Consider the following 14269-nt stretch of genomic DNA (forward strand, 5'->3'; position numbering starts at 1 on the left):
TGATCCGGAATGCATATGAACGATCTGCTGGAAATCGACGGCGCCCGCCTGTGGCAGAGCCTGGCCGACATGGCGCGCGTCGGCGCGACGCCGCGCGGCGGCGTGCGGCGTCTCGCCCTCACCGATGACGACCGGCGCGGGCGCGACCTGTTCGCGCAATGGTGCCGCGACGCGGGGATGACGGTGAGCGTCGACACGGTCGGCAACCTGTTCGCCCGGCGTGACGGCGCCGATGCGCACGCCGCGCCGGTGCTGATCGGCAGCCATCTCGACACGCAGCCCGAAGGCGGCCGCTTCGACGGCGTCTATGGCGTGCTCGCCGCGCTCGAACTCGTGCGCACGCTGAACGACGCCGGCATCGGGACCGACAAGCCGCTCGAGATCGTGTCGTGGACCAACGAGGAAGGGGCGCGCTTCGCGCCCGCGATGCTCGGTTCGGCGGTGTTCACGGGCGCGTTGCCGCTCGACGACGCGCTCGCGAAGCAGGACGCCGACGGCGTCACGCTCGGCGCGGCGCTCGACGCGTGCGGCTATCGCGGCACGCGTGCGACGGGCGGTGCGGTCGACGCGTATTTCGAGGCGCATATCGAACAGGGCCCCGTGCTCGAGGCGAACGGCACGACGATCGGCATCGTCACGGGCGGCCAGGCGATCCGCTGGCTCGACGTGACGGTGACGGGCGTGGCCGCGCACGCGGGCACGACGCCGATGCCGTATCGCAAGGACGCGTATTTCGCGAGCGCGCAGATCGCGCTCGAACTCGAACGGATCGTCGCCGCTTATGCGCCGCGCGGGCTCGCGACGATCGGCCAGGTCGGCATCCGCAATGCGTCGCGCAACACGATTGCCGGCGACCTGACGTTCACGGTCGACCTGCGTCATCACGACGATGCGGAAGTCGATGCGATGGAGCGCGACCTGCGCGACGCCTGCGCACGCGTCGCCGCCGCGCGCGGCGTGCAGGTGGCGGTCGAAACCTGCTGGCGCAGCCCGGCGACGCCGTTCGACCGCGCTTGCGTCGGGCTGGTCGCGCAGGCGGCGGCCGCATTCGGCTACACGCACGAACGGATCGTGAGCGGCGCCGGCCACGACGCGATCCTGCTCGCACGCCGCTTCCCGACCGCGATGGTGTTCATTCCGTGCGTCGACGGCCTGTCGCACAACGAAGCCGAGGATGCGTTGCCCGACGACGTGACGCGCGGCACGAACGTGCTGCTCCATGCGGTGCTGGCGCGGGCCGGCATCGCGGCGCGCGTCGACGCGGCGGCTGCCGCGCACGGCGCCTGATCCGGCGAATCGACGAGGACCCCATGAAAACCTATTTCCATCCCGAACAACTGCTGCACCATCCGCGCAGCTACCTGTCGCGCGGCCAGATGCGCGAACCGCAGGAAGTGCCCGAGCGCGCGGCGCGGCTCGTCGCGGCCGTCCGGTCGCTCGACTTCGACGTGCGCGAGCCGGCCGACCGCGGCACCGCGCCGATCGCGGCCGTGCACGACATGAACTACCTGCGCTTTCTCGAGGACGCGCACCGCGACTGGAAGCAGATGCCCGACGACTGGGGCGACGAAGTGATGTCGAACGTGTTCGTGCGCGATCCGAACCCGCTGCGCGGCGTGCTCGCGAAAGCCGCGCGTTATCTCGCCGACGGCAGTTGCCCGGTGGGCGCGAACACGTGGCGCGCGGCGTACTGGTCCGCGCAGGGCGCGCTGGCGGCCGCGGCCGACGTCAACGACGGCGCCCGCGAAGCCTATGCGCTGTGCCGGCCGCCCGGCCATCATGCGCGCCGCGACGCGGCGGGCGGCTTCTGCTACCTGAACAACGCGGCGATTGCCGCGCAGGCGCTGCTCGGCCGCCATCGCCGCGTCGCGATCCTCGATACCGACATGCATCACGGGCAGGGCGTGCAGGAGATTTTCTACGGCCGCGACGATGTGCTGTACGTGTCGATCCACGGCGACCCGACCAACTTCTACCCGGTCGTCGCCGGTTACGAGGAAGAGACGGGGGCGGGCGCCGGCGACGGCTTCAACCTCAACCTGCCGATGCCGCACGGCGCGCCCGAGTCGGCGTTCTTCGAGCGGCTCGACGACGCGCTGCGCGCGCTCGACCGGTTCCAGCCCGATGCGCTCGTGCTCGCGCTCGGCTTCGACATCTACAAGGACGACCCGCAGTCGCAGGTAGCGGTCACGACCGACGGGTTCGGACGGCTCGGCGGTGCGATCGGCGCGCTCGGGTTGCCGACGGTGATCGTGCAGGAGGGCGGTTATCACCTCGCGAGTCTCGACGCGAACGCGCGCGCGTTTTTCGGCGGGTTTGCCGCGGGGCGCTGACTGAACCGTCGGAACCGGATTGCACGCTGAAAATGACAACGGCCGCATTGCGCGGCCGTAAAAATGCATGCGGAACGAGCCCGGGCAGTCCGGGCGTTGCGTGCCCTTATGAATTCGCGGCGGCCGGCGAGCGGCGGCGCTGCGTGACCTGCAGCATCACGAGTGCGAGCCCGGCGGCGGCGATCAGCGCGCCGACGAGCGGCACCGCCGCGTAGCCGAACCCGGCCGAGATCGCTGCCCCGCCGGCGGCGGCGCCGACCGCGTTGCCGAGGTTGAACGCGCCGATGTTGACGGCCGACGCGAGGCCCGGCGCTTCGTGGGCCGCGCGCATCACGCGCATCTGCAGCGGCGGCACGACCGCGAACGTCGCGATCCCCCAGACCAGCAGCGTGACGCCGGCGCCCGCATGGGTGGTGGCGAGCAGCGGGAACGCGGCCATCGTCGCGATCAGCAGCAACAGGAAGCCGATCAGCGTGCCGTCGAGCGAGCGGTCGGCCAGACGGCCGCCCGCGATGTTGCCGATCGAGAAGCCGACGCCGATCAGCACCAGCATCGCGGTCACGAAGCCGGGCGTCGCGCCCGTCAAGTGTTCGAGCGTCGGTGCGACGTACGTATAGAGCGTGAACATCGCGCCGGCGCCGAGCACCGTCGTCCCGAGCGCGCCGAGCACGACCGGGCGCGTCAGCACGGACAGCTCGGCACGCAGGTCGGGCATCTTGCCGGCTTCACCCTTCGGCAGCGCGGCGAACAGGCCGGCGATCGCGATCAGGCCAAGGCCGGCAGTCGCCGCGAACGACATGCGCCAGCCGATGATCTGGCCGAGCCAGGTCGCGGCCGGCACGCCGCCGACGTTCGCGATCGTCAGGCCCATGAACATCGTCGCGACCGCGCTGGCCTGCTTTTCGCGCGGCACGAGGCTTGCCGCGACCACCGAGCCGAGCCCGAAGAACGCGCCGTGGTTGAGGCTCGTCACGAGGCGGGCGAGCAGCAGCGTCGTGTAGTCCGGTGCGACGGCCGACAGCAGGTTGCCGATCGTGAAGATCGACATCAGCGCGATCAGCGCGGAGCGGCGCGACCAGCGCGCGAGCAGCAGCGTCATCAGCGGCGCGCCGACCATCACGCCGATCGCATACGCGCTGATCAGCATGCCGGCTTGCGGAATCGATACGTGCACGCCGTCGGCGATCACGGGCAGCAGGCCCATCGGCGAGAACTCGGTCGTGCCGATGCCGAACGCGCCGGCGGCGAGCGCCAGCAGCGGCAGCGTGGCGCTGCCGCCGGGGCGGGACGGAGAGGAAGTCGTGGTGTTCACGCAGTGGGCTCCTTGTAAGCGGGGAACAACGGCACGAAGCCATTGAGGACAGCGCGAAGTGTGCCTGCATTACTTTTGCGGAAAAAGCCGCATCCGGACGAAATTATCTTGATTTCATGTCAACAATGCAGCGGCGGCGCGATGCGCGTGGCGTGACGCGTGAGCGGGGCTTCGGCGGGACAGGCGAACGGCGGGGATTTTTCGAAAGATCTTCGTCAAGCATGAGACCGCGATTTCCGGACAGGCAGCGGTGGCTCGGGCGCTTCGTCGTCGCCGGGCGAGTTGGCCTGCGCGACGCTCGGGAAGGCGTCCGGCGGCTGGGGCGGCGACATGCGGCTGCGTGGTCGGCACGCATGGCTTCGAGATAGAGGATGGCGTGCAGCCCGCGTCGCGAAATGGCCGGAAACGCTTCGCTACAACGCGCATCGACAAAAAAGCCCCGACCACAGGGGGACCATGGCCGGGGCGGAAACGCATCCTCTCTTTGGCACGAGGGTTGGATGCGCGCGCAGTATATTTCGGGCCATGACGATTCGAACCGGTGTTAAACGGCCGTTTTTGGTGTCAATTTGAAGATTGCGATGTCGTCGCGTCGGCTGTCGGTGTTCTGAAAGATTCTTCGATGACACGGCGGTGTCATTCCGTGTGCAAAAGCATCGAAACCGACGAGATCGCGGAGCGGATTTTCCGTACGTCGCGTTTGGCGGCGCCAGTCGCATCGACCGATTCTGCGCCGCTGCGTCTGGCCCGCGTTCAGCCCGGTTCGCCGGCCGCATCGCGGACCGCCGCGAGAAACCGCGCGACGACGGGCGACGGCGCCGCCGCCGCGCCGTCGAACACGAACTCGATGTCGAAGCGGCTCGCAAGCTCGTCGAGCGCGACGAGCCGGACCGTGCGCGGGCAGGTCGGCGACGCGCTTTCCGGCACGAACGCGCAGCCCATGCCGGCCGCGACGAGGCCGATCAGCGTCGGGATGTCGCTGCCGACCTGCGCGATGCGCGGCGTGAAACCGGCCTGCTGGCACTGCGTCATCAGGAACCGGTGGTGCGCGGCGGAGCGCTGCGCATCGAACCACACGAACGGGGCGTCGGCGACATCGGCCAGCGTGCGCGGCGCGACGAAGCGGCCGCCCGGCGGCGCGGGCATCGCGAGCACGAAGCGGTCGCTCAGCAGCCGCACACCCGTCAGGTGCGGCGCTTCCTCGCGACGCCACGCCATGATCCCGGCGTCGAGCTGACCGCGCATCAGCGCGCTCGCCTGTTCGGCCGACAGCATCGGCGCGATCGACAGTTTCACGTCCGGGCACGCATCGCGAAACGTCTTGAGGACGTTCGCGACGATCGGCAACGGCAGGCAGTTCGGCAGCGCGCCGAGCCGCAGTTCGCCGAGCTGGCCGGCCGCGCTGCGCAACGCGCGTTCGCGGCTGTCCTGCAGCATGGCGAGCAGGCCGGTCGCATCCTGCAGGAAGCTCGTGCCGGCCGCCGTGAGCGTGACGCCGGTCGCGCGACGGATCAGCAGCGGCGTGCCGATCGCATCCTCGAGCTCGCGGATCTGCCGCGACAGCGCGGGCTGCACGATGCCGGCCGCGCGGGCGCCGGCCATCACGCTGCCGGCCTGGGCGACGGCGACGAAGTAGCGCAGGTGACGCAGTTCGATCTGGCGCATGTGGTGTCGATGCGGTCGGGTAGATATGCCTGTGAAGCATAGCAGACACCATTCGATGGTATTGGAAAGCATGACCGGCCTGCCGTACGATGACCTTCGTTGCTCCCGCGCTTCGTCGTGCGCCGCATGCGTTTCCTTCTTTCCCACTGCGTTCCGTCCCATGCCGCTTCATATCCCGACCCCCTATATCCGTTCGCACATCGCGTCCCGCCGGCTCGGCAAAACCATCCGGCTGAAGCTCGATGCGTTGCAGCCGTCGGGCTCGTTCAAGCTGCGCGGCATCGGCGCCGTCTGCGAGGCGCGTCATGCAGACGGCGCCCGGCGGTTCGTGTCGTCGTCGGGCGGGAACGCGGGCATCGCGGTCGCGTATTGCGGCCGCGAGCTCGGCGTGCCGGTGCGCGTCGTCGTACCGGAAAGCGCGTCGGCCCGGGCGCGCGAACTGATCCGCGTCGAAGGCGCGGAACTCGTCGTGCACGGGGCAAGCTGGGCCGAGGCGAATGCGTTCGCGCAGTCGACGCTCGACGAGCACGACGTGTTCGTGCATCCGTTCGACGACCGCGTGCTGTGGCAGGGGCACGCGACGATGATCGACGAGATGGCGGCCGTCGGCCCGAAGCCCGACGCGATCGTGCTCGCGGTCGGCGGCGGCGGTCTGCTGTGCGGCGTGCTGGAAGGGCTGGTGCGCAACGGCTGGCACGACGTGCCCGTCGTCGCGGCTGAAACGGCAGGCGCCGACTGCTATGCGCGCTCGGTCGCGCAGGGGCGTCCAGTCGAATTGCCGGCCATCGCGAGCATCGCGACGTCGTTGGGCGCGAAGCGGCCGTGTGACGCGGCGGTCGAATGGGCGACGCGTCACGCGATCCATCCGGTCGTCGTGTCCGATGCCGACGCGGTGGCCGCGTCGCTGCGGTTTGTCGATGAACACCGGATCGTCGTCGAGCCCGCGTGCGGCGCGGCGTTGGCCGCGCTGGAGCGGCCGGTGCCGGTGCTTGCGTCGGCGTCCGACCTCGCCGTGATCGTCTGCGGCGGCGTGACCGCGACCGTCGAGCATCTGCAGACGCTGCGCGCGACGTTGCGGTAGGTGAGGGCGCCGGCAAGCAATGCAGTCGCGAGACGGCGGGTCGCCCGAGATTTCGCGTTTGGTGGCGGCGGGTTTGGGCGTGCGTGGTCAACCGCGACGCGTCGACGTTGCGTGCCCGTCAATCTCGCGCGGCCACGTGTCGGCCTGCGCACGGCTGGATAGGCGGAAACGACTCCCGGGAAGGATGCGGCGGGGGACGTACCGGCGCGCTCCGCCGCCTATGGGCAGGCGCGACGGTTGGGGCGCGTAGTCAGTTCGCGGCGGGTGCGCTCGCGCCGGACGGTGTGGACGATGCGACCGGGTTGGCGGCAGCCGGCGCAGGCGATGCGCTCGATGGTGCCGGTGCGGACGCGGAGGCGGGTGCCGATGCCGCCGACGAAGGCGCGGACGCAGTGGATGACGGAGTGGCGGTGGCTGGCCGTGCGGCCGGACCCGCGGCAGACGCGGGCGCGGAAACCGGCGCGGCCGTCGAGCCGGAGGTCGACGAGGAGGGTGCCGGCGCGGTGGCCGGACCCGGAGGCGGCACGGGCGCCGAAGCCGGTGCCGCAGCCGACGCGGGAGCCGGAGCCGATACAGGTGCCGAGCCCGTAGCCGAAGCCGGCGCAGGTGCGGAAGCCGCCGCAGGCGCCACACCCGAGGCCGGCACCGGCCCGGACGCCGCCGGCGCGGCAGCGCGCATCGCCGCCGGCACCGCGACGGCCGATGCCGCGGCCGGCACGGCATTCGCGCCCGACCCGGGCGTGACACCCGGCACCGAAAGCGGCACCGGCGCCGCGGGCGGCGTCGGCACGACCGGCGTCGTCATTTTCATCGGTTCGCCTTGCGGCGTCGGCGCGGGTTCGGGCAGCGGCGCGACGGGCTCCTTCTCGGCGGCCTTCACGGTCGCGCGGTCGCGCCGCGCCGGGTCGATCTTCAGGAAATGCTCGACGAGATTGAAGAACCGCTCGTAGAACACGCCGGCGGGAATCGTCTCGCTGGCGGTCTTGACGAGCGCATCGTCGCTCGAGCCGATCGGCAGCGACAGCGAGCCGAACACGCTGAGGCCGACGCTGGCCGACGTATTCGACTTCTTCAGCGTGTAGCGGTCCTGCACCGCGTTCACGTACGCGATGCTCGACGAGCCGTCCGCGTTCGCGTCCGCGCACACGACGTGAAACTCGATCACGACGTGCATGTCGTTGCTCGGCTGGAAATTCTTGCTGCCGTCGACCGCGTCGTTGCGCGACGACGACACCACGTAGCCCTGGCTCAGCAGCGCGCGCCGCGCGGCCTCGCAGGCCGCGTCGGATTTCGAGTGGAACGTATGCGCATACGGGCTGCTCGTCGCGTCGAACTGTTCCTGCTGGTAGATCGGCTTGGGCGGCGACGAGCATGCCGCCAGCACGGTCGCGGCCGCGAGCGCGCACGAAACGGAAAACAGGCGAAATCGGTTGTGCATGGCGTCTTTCAGAAGGCTCGGCGAGAGGCGGCGCAAGGGCGGTGCCTGGATGGCGCGCGCGTGCACATCTCGTATGGCCGGGGCGACATTATAGTTTCGTTTGATGTCGCGCTCGCTTCAGCCGGCCGGCGCGCCGCGCGCCGCGGCCAGCAATTGCGCCGTCAGCGGATGGTGTTCGCCGCGCCGGGAGCGGATCGCGTGGATCTCCTCGGTCACGTCGCCCGCGCGCCCGAGCCGCCTGAGCCCGCGCAGCAGCGACGCATCGTTCGCACCGAGTTCGCTCAGCGCAAACACGCCGAGGCCGCGCGCCGCGAACACGGCCATCAGCGCGCTGTCCTCGAACTCGCCGGCCACGCGCGGCACGATCCGCTCGCTTTCCAACCACCCGTCGAGGCGCGCGCGCAACGCGGAATGCGCGGTCGGCAGCAGCACGGGCAGCTCGGCGAGGCACTGCGGAAAGCGCTGCCGCGCGGCCGGCGTGACGAGTGCCGCGGGCCCGTACCAGTCGACTGGCGACGCCACGAGCCGCTCGCTCGTCACGCGCAGGTTCGACCCGGACGGCGCGCCCTGGCCGGCCAGCACGAGATCCAGATGATGCAGCGCGAGCTCCGCGAGCAGCGCGTCGTGCTCGCCCTCGTGGCACAGCAGCCGCAGCGTCGGCGTGTCGAGCACCGGGGCCAGGAGCGCGTGCGCGGCGAGCTTGGAGATGCCGTCCGCGAGGCCGACCGCGAGCCGCACGGTCGGCTGGCTGGCTGCCGCGCGCACGTCGTCGGGAATCAGCCGGCCCATCTCGAAGATGACTTCCGCGCGCGCGAACGCGGCCTGCCCGGCGTCGGTCATCGCCACGCCGCGCCCGGCCGGGCGCAACAACTGGTGCCCGAGCGATTTCTCCAGCTCGCGCACCTGCGCGCTGATCGTCTGCACGGCCATGTCCAGCCGGGCGGCGGCGCGTGCGAAGCCGCCTTCCTTCACGACGACCCAGAAATAGTACAGATGTCGAAAATTCAGCATCGCAGTGGGGATATATCGTAAAAACCGAACCTGAAATCAGATTTTCTCTGGTTTTTTCGAAGTGTGGGGCGGCATATCATCAGGCTTTCCACTTTCGTATCGGCCCTCCCATGGACTACCTGCTGACGCTTGCCACCGACCCCGCCGTCTGGGCCGCGCTCCTGACGCTCGTCGTGATGGAAGTCGTGCTCGGGATCGACAACCTGATCTTCATCTCGATCCTCAGCAACAAGCTGCCCGAAGCGCAGCGCGCACGCACGCAGCGCCTCGGCATCGGGCTCGCGCTGGTGATGCGCCTGGCGCTGCTGGGCAGCGTCGCGTGGATCGCGAGCCTGACCGAACCCGTGTTCACGCTGTTCGACCATGCGTTCTCGTGGCGCGACATGATCCTGCTGTCGGGGGGCCTGTTCCTCGTGTGGAAGGCGACCACCGAAATCCATCACCACGTGTCGCACGACGGCGACGCCGCGGGCGGGGCGGCCGGCGCGGCCGGCCTGACGGTGTGGGCCGCGATCGGCCAGATCGTGATGCTCGACATCGTGTTCTCGATCGACAGCATCGTGACCGCGATCGGCATGACCGAGCACGTTCCGATCATGTTCGTCGCCGTGATCGTCGCCGTGACCGTGATGCTGTTCGCCGCGCAGCCGCTCGCGCGCTTCATCGACCGCAACCCGACGATCGTGATGCTCGCGCTGTCGTTCCTGGTCGTGATCGGCATGACGCTGATCGCCGAAGGGTTCGGGTCGCACGTGCCGAAGGGCTACATCTATGCGGCGATGGCGTTCTCGGCGTTCGTCGAGGGCATGAACATGCTGGCGCGGCGCGCGAAGGCGAAGCGGGCGGCGCGCGCGGCACGCGACTGAGCCGGCGCGCGTGACGCCGGCCGCTGCGGCGGCCGGTTCGCGCGCATCATACGGAATCCGAATGAAATTCGCACGGAAAGGAGAAGCGCGATGAAATGTCCTGTCTGCAAGACGCCCGACCTGCTGATGGCCGAGCGCCAGTCGATCGAGATCGACTACTGTCCGACCTGCCGCGGCGTGTGGCTCGATCGCGGCGAACTCGACAAGCTGATCGCCCGGGAAACCGGCGACGCGCCGGTACGTCGCGACGCCGCGCCCGCACAACACGATACGCATGCGCAGCGCGGCCGTGACGATGGCTGGGGGCGCGATGGTCGCTCGTACGACGAGCGTGACCGGCATGACGGCCGGCGTCGCAAGAAGTCGGTGTTCGACCTGTTCGATTTCGATTGAAGCGGGCGTCCGCGCGCGTGAACGCGCGCGGCCCGATGCAAGAAAGCCCCGCCGGCAGCGCGCCGGACGGGGCTTTTTCATGCGCGTCGCGTCAGGACACGCATCGGCACTTACGCGTTGCCGGCCGTCACGTCGATGCGGCGCGGACGCGTTTGCTCGCGGCGCGGGATCGTCAGCGTCAGCACGCCGTCGCGCAGGTTCGCGTCGATCCGCGACGTGTCGAGGTCGGCGCTCAGCACGAAGGATCGCGCATAGCGCGTCGCGCGCACTTCCGCATGTCGCACGCGCAGGTCGGCCGGTGTGTCGATGTGCGTCGTGGCTTCGATCGTCAGCGTCGTGTCGTGCACCTTCACGTCGAGATTCTCGCGCGGCACGCCCGGCAGGTCGGCGCGCAGCGTGACGCCGCGTTGATCCTCGACGATGTCGACGGACGGGATGATCGCGGGCCGGCGCGCGGCTTCGGCAGCCGCGGGGTGAACGGTGTCGGTTTGGCGTTCGGCCAGGGTCGGGTTCGTGTTCATGTCGATATCCTGAAGATTACTGAATGGTGATCGCGCGCGGCTTCGCCGCTTCGCGCCGGCCGACGCGAATCAGCAGGCAGCCGTTTTCATAGCGGGCGCTGACCTGGTCGGGGTCCGCGTCGCGCGGCAGTTCGACCACACGGCGGAACGCGCCGTGAAAGCGCTCCTGCGCATACGTGCGCACGTCGTCGCCTTCGCGCGGCGCCGGCTTGCGTTCGCCGCTGATCGTCAGCAGATCCTTGTCGATCGACACGTCGAAGTCGGCCGCGGCCATGCCGGGCGCGAACGCGACGATCTCGATCGCGTCGTCGGTGGCGCCGACGTTGAGCGCGGGAAACGCGCCGGGACGCACCGCGCGGATGCCGGACGGGCGTTCGCCGAGCAGGCTCGCCATCTGCCGCTGCACGCGGGCGAATTCGTCGAACAGATCGTGGCCGAAATGGATACCGCTCATGTTGGTCCTCCTGAACAGGGAACGCGGGAGACGTGACGGCGCGACGCCTGCGGCGGGCGCGACGGGTGGCTCCACTGGGTCGATACGGGGGCGGTGCGTGGTAATCGGCACTGCCCGACGACGCTTAATTAGTGGCCGCCGTCGCGCATTTCAAGAGGGCATCCGCAATCGGCGTCGACGCAGGTGAGCGGGATTCGATGCGACAATCGCTGCGGCATATCTGCAGACCAACGACACGGGACAACCATGGACATTCGACGTATCGCGATCGTCGGCGCCGGCGTGATCGGCGCGAGCTGGACCGCTTTCTACCTGACGCAGGGTTTCGACGTCGTCGTGACCGACCCGGCGCCGCAAGCCGACGCGCGGCTGCGCGACGCGCTGGCCGCGTTCCTCGGCGAGCGGGCCGCCGAACTTGCCGCGCGGCTGTCGTTCGACGCCGATCTCCTGCGGGCGCTCGACGGCGTCGACTTCGTGCAGGAGAACGGCCCCGAGCGACTCGACCTGAAGCGTGCGCTCTATCGCCAGATGGACGACGTGCTGCCCGCGCACGTGCCGATCGCGTCGAGCTCGTCGGGCCTGAAGATGTCCGACATCCAGACCGCGTGCGCGAAGCATCCGGAACGCTGCCTGATCGCACATCCGTTCAATCCGCCGCATCTGATCCCGCTCGTCGAGCTGGTCGGCGGCGATGCGACCGGCCAGGACGTGATCGCGCGCGTGAAGCAGTTCTACGATGCGCTCGGCAAGCAGACCATCGTCCTCAACAAGGAAATGACGGGCCACGTCGCGAACCGGCTCGCGGCCGCGCTGTTCCGCGAGGTGTATCACCTCGTCGGCGAAGGCGTCGTGAGCGTCGCCGATGCGGACAAGGCCGTCGCGTGGGGCCCCGGCCTGCGCTGGGGGCTGATGGGGCAGTGCCTGACCTATCACCTCGGCGGCGGCGCGGGCGGGATCGCGCACTTCCTCGAACACCTGTCGGGGCCGATCACGAGCTGGTGGGACGACCTCGGCGCGCCTTCGTTCGATCCGGAAGTCGATCGCAAGCTGAACGACGAGCTGCGCGCGATCCAGGGCGAGCGCTCGATGCAGGAACTGGCGGCGGAGCGCGACCGGTTGCTCGTCGAACTGATCGACGCGCGGCGCCGCAGCTTCCTGCCCTGATCCGGCGCGCCGGCTATTGCTGCGACGTCGATTGCGGAGCGGACGGCGTCTGCGCCAGCCAGCCGGGGTTCGTGGCCTGCACGAGTTCACGGTTGCGCGCGCGGGTCGCGGCGTTCGGCGGGTAGTTGCCGTCGTTCGTCGGCAGTTCGCCGTCGAGATAGGCCTGCTTGAGCTGGTCGATGACTTCCGCGCGCGTCAGGCCCGGTGCGGGGGCCGCCGCATCGGTCTGGGCAAAGGCGGGGGACAGCAGCGCGGCTGCAGCAGTCGCGACGGCGAATCGCAGGACGTTCTTCATGGCGGGCTCCGATCAAGGGGACGGGTACCGGTGGCGCGCGGCGCGATACCGTGCGTTCCGATGGGGCCCATTGTCGCGAGCGGGTGCTGCGCGGACGATGACGCGTTCCGGGCAAAGCTGTCAGGTGCGGCGGGCGCACCCGTGCGGTGCGCGCGGCGGCGCTACAACTCGGCCGCCGCGGTGATCAGCGTGGCTTCGAGCGCGAGCGTCGAACGCGACGCGGCCGCCGGGCGGTCGATCACGTATTCGAGTTCGCCGAGTTCCGGCAGCCCCGCCTCGAGCCGCGCGAGCCCGGCCGGGATCACGTAGCCGGCGAACGCGCTGACGCCGAGCCCCGCGCTCGCGGCCGCCCGCAATACCGCGATGCTGCTGCTCACGACGGCGATCCGGTACGGTCGCCCGACGGCCTCGAGCGATTCGAGCACGCGGCGGCGCGACACGCTCGGCTCCGGATGCATCGCGAGCGGCAGCACGGCCTCGTGGCCGGTGATCCGCGAATCGGGGCCGGTGCACCAGTACAGCGGTTCGCTGCGGATCACGCGGCCGCGCCGGCTGCCGGCGATGCGTTTCGCGAACACGAGATCGTGCCGGCCTTCGTCGAGCGCGTCGAACAGGTCGCCCGACAGCCCGGTCGAGATCGCGAGCTCGACGTCCGGGTTGCGCTGCACGAAGCTCGCGAGCGCGGCCGTCAGGTGCGCCGACGCGAAATCCTCCGACATCGCGAGCCGCACCTTGCCCGACAGCGGCGGCCCGCATACCGACGTGACGGCCTCGTCCATCAGTTCGAGGATGCGCACCGCGTAGCGGAACAGCGCGTCGCCGTGCTGCGACAGGTGCACGTTGCGCGTGTCGCGCTCGAACAGCGGCCGGTCGAGCAGCTCCTCGAGGCGGCGGATATGCTGGCTGACGGTCGATTGCGACAGGTTCACGCGCTCGGACGCGGCGGTGAAGCTGCCGGACTGGGCGACGGCGACGAAACTGCGCAGCAGCTCGGGCGGTAACGGACGCATTGCTAAATCCACTGAATCGGTTTCGACAACTTCATAAATGGCCGGATTTTGCGGCGCTAGTATCGGATCACGCGCCAGTGCGGCCTCCGCGAACGAGGGCGCCGGGCGCGTAGCCCGTGTCGCGCCGCCGGCTGCTTCGGTCAGTCTAAGCCATCCGGCGTCCGGCCCGAAACCGCATCATCCCATCGACCCCGAGAACGTGCTCGCACGACGAGCCGCCGGGCCGCGGCGCCCCGCCGCAGGAGACAGACAGTCCGCCCGGGATCGGCGTGCGGGCCTGACTCCCGCACGCGTCAGGCGCCCGTCACGAAGAGACTGGAGACGACTCATGATCATCTACGGAACCGCGCTGCTGGCGTTCTGCCACCTGGCCGGACTGTTCCTCGGCGACCTGCTCGGCAGCGCGATCGGCGTGAAGACCAACGTCGGCGGCGTCGGCATCGCGATGCTGCTGCTGATCTGCCTGCGCTTGTGGCTGCACCGGCGCGGCTGGCTGCCGAAGGAGACCGAGGCCGGCGTCGGTTTCTGGGGCGCGATGTACATCCCGGTCGTCGTCGCGATGGCCGCGAACCAGAACGTCGTCGCCGCGCTGAAGGGCGGCCCGGTCGCGCTGCTGGCCGCCGTCGGCGCGGTCGCGATCTGCGCCTGCTGCATCGCGGTACTCGCGCGCACGGGGCGCGACGACACGGCCTTCGCGGGCGTGCCGCAATTCGAAGAACAATAACG

General features: G+C 69.9%; 15 protein-coding genes. 7 read left to right on the forward strand and 8 right to left on the reverse strand.

The annotated features are described in order from the left end of the window. The first annotated feature begins 15 nt into the window (after positions 1-15). Positions 16-1287, forward strand: coding sequence for a Zn-dependent hydrolase (locus tag H0X91_RS15395; RefSeq protein WP_034201844.1), 1272 nt, complete (start codon positions 16-18; stop codon positions 1285-1287). Positions 1288-1310: 23 nt separating this feature from the next. Then, complete coding sequence (locus H0X91_RS15400; protein WP_006481821.1) at positions 1311-2333, forward strand: histone deacetylase family protein; 1023 nt, start codon at positions 1311-1313, stop codon at positions 2331-2333. 106 nt (positions 2334-2439) lie between these two features. Here the strand turns inward: H0X91_RS15400 and H0X91_RS15405 are convergent, their stop codons facing one another. Together H0X91_RS15405 and H0X91_RS15410 are read right to left on the reverse strand one after the other, a co-directional pair. Then, the gene (locus tag H0X91_RS15405; protein ID WP_006497639.1) at positions 2440-3645 is read right to left on the reverse strand and encodes an MFS transporter; all 1206 of its coding nucleotides are present in this window, start codon (positions 3643-3645) and stop codon (positions 2440-2442) included. A gap of 753 nt (positions 3646-4398) precedes the next feature. Beyond that, positions 4399-5310 carry a LysR family transcriptional regulator gene (locus H0X91_RS15410; RefSeq protein ID WP_006481804.1) on the reverse strand — a complete coding sequence of 304 codons (912 nt, stop codon included), beginning with the start codon at positions 5308-5310 and terminating at the stop codon, positions 4399-4401. Between the two features lie 160 nt (positions 5311-5470). On the opposite strand from H0X91_RS15410, the gene H0X91_RS15415 reads away from it, so the two are divergent. Further along, the gene (locus H0X91_RS15415) at positions 5471-6391 is read left to right on the forward strand and encodes a pyridoxal-phosphate dependent enzyme (protein ID WP_062910853.1); all 921 of its coding nucleotides are present in this window, start codon (positions 5471-5473) and stop codon (positions 6389-6391) included. A gap of 250 nt (positions 6392-6641) precedes the next feature. On the opposite strand, the gene H0X91_RS15420 is transcribed toward H0X91_RS15415, so the two are convergent. Both H0X91_RS15420 and H0X91_RS15425 read right to left on the reverse strand, forming a co-directional pair. Continuing rightward, a complete protein-coding gene (locus tag H0X91_RS15420) occupies positions 6642-7829 on the reverse strand; it encodes a DUF2242 domain-containing protein (RefSeq protein WP_196433123.1) in 1188 nt (395 codons plus the stop codon). Positions 7830-7946: 117 nt separating this feature from the next. Further along, positions 7947-8840 carry a LysR family transcriptional regulator gene (locus tag H0X91_RS15425; RefSeq protein WP_006497636.1) on the reverse strand — a complete coding sequence of 298 codons (894 nt, stop codon included), beginning with the start codon at positions 8838-8840 and terminating at the stop codon, positions 7947-7949. A 110-nt stretch (positions 8841-8950) separates the two neighbouring features. Between H0X91_RS15425 and H0X91_RS15430 the strand changes: the two genes are divergently transcribed. Further along, positions 8951-9706: a TerC family protein gene (locus tag H0X91_RS15430; protein WP_034200775.1), complete on the forward strand. Its 756-nt coding sequence runs from the start codon at positions 8951-8953 to the stop codon at positions 9704-9706. Positions 9707-9796: 90 nt separating this feature from the next. After that, positions 9797-10099 carry a TFIIB-type zinc ribbon-containing protein gene (locus H0X91_RS15435; protein WP_006485320.1) on the forward strand — a complete coding sequence of 101 codons (303 nt, stop codon included), beginning with the start codon at positions 9797-9799 and terminating at the stop codon, positions 10097-10099. Between the two features lie 110 nt (positions 10100-10209). Here the strand turns inward: H0X91_RS15435 and H0X91_RS15440 are convergent, their stop codons facing one another. Both H0X91_RS15440 and H0X91_RS15445 read right to left on the reverse strand, forming a co-directional pair. Then, on the reverse strand, positions 10210-10620 hold the full coding sequence (locus H0X91_RS15440) for an Hsp20/alpha crystallin family protein (protein ID WP_006485316.1): 411 nt from the start codon (positions 10618-10620) through the stop codon (positions 10210-10212). A 16-nt stretch (positions 10621-10636) separates the two neighbouring features. Further along, positions 10637-11074, reverse strand: coding sequence for an Hsp20/alpha crystallin family protein (locus H0X91_RS15445; protein ID WP_006485305.1), 438 nt, complete (start codon positions 11072-11074; stop codon positions 10637-10639). Between the two features lie 246 nt (positions 11075-11320). On the opposite strand from H0X91_RS15445, the gene H0X91_RS15450 reads away from it, so the two are divergent. Next, a complete protein-coding gene (locus H0X91_RS15450) occupies positions 11321-12238 on the forward strand; it encodes a 3-hydroxyacyl-CoA dehydrogenase NAD-binding domain-containing protein (RefSeq protein WP_062910852.1) in 918 nt (305 codons plus the stop codon). Positions 12239-12251: 13 nt separating this feature from the next. Here H0X91_RS15450 and H0X91_RS15455 read toward each other — a convergent pair whose 3' ends face one another. Continuing rightward, entirely contained in the window at positions 12252-12533 is a 282-nt protein-coding gene (locus H0X91_RS15455; protein ID WP_062910851.1) for a DUF4148 domain-containing protein, read from the reverse strand. Positions 12534-12694: 161 nt separating this feature from the next. Then, on the reverse strand, positions 12695-13543 hold the full coding sequence (locus H0X91_RS15460) for a LysR substrate-binding domain-containing protein (RefSeq protein ID WP_006497633.1): 849 nt from the start codon (positions 13541-13543) through the stop codon (positions 12695-12697). Between the two features lie 328 nt (positions 13544-13871). Here H0X91_RS15460 and madL point away from each other — a divergent pair, with 328 nt between their 5' ends. Further along, positions 13872-14267, forward strand: coding sequence for a malonate transporter subunit MadL (gene madL, locus H0X91_RS15465; protein WP_006485307.1), 396 nt, complete (start codon positions 13872-13874; stop codon positions 14265-14267). Positions 14268-14269 lie beyond the last annotated feature (2 nt).

Origin of the sequence: Burkholderia sp. 9777_1386, assembly GCF_015712265.1 — a bacterium.
GTDB lineage: Bacteria > Pseudomonadota > Gammaproteobacteria > Burkholderiales > Burkholderiaceae > Burkholderia > Burkholderia cenocepacia.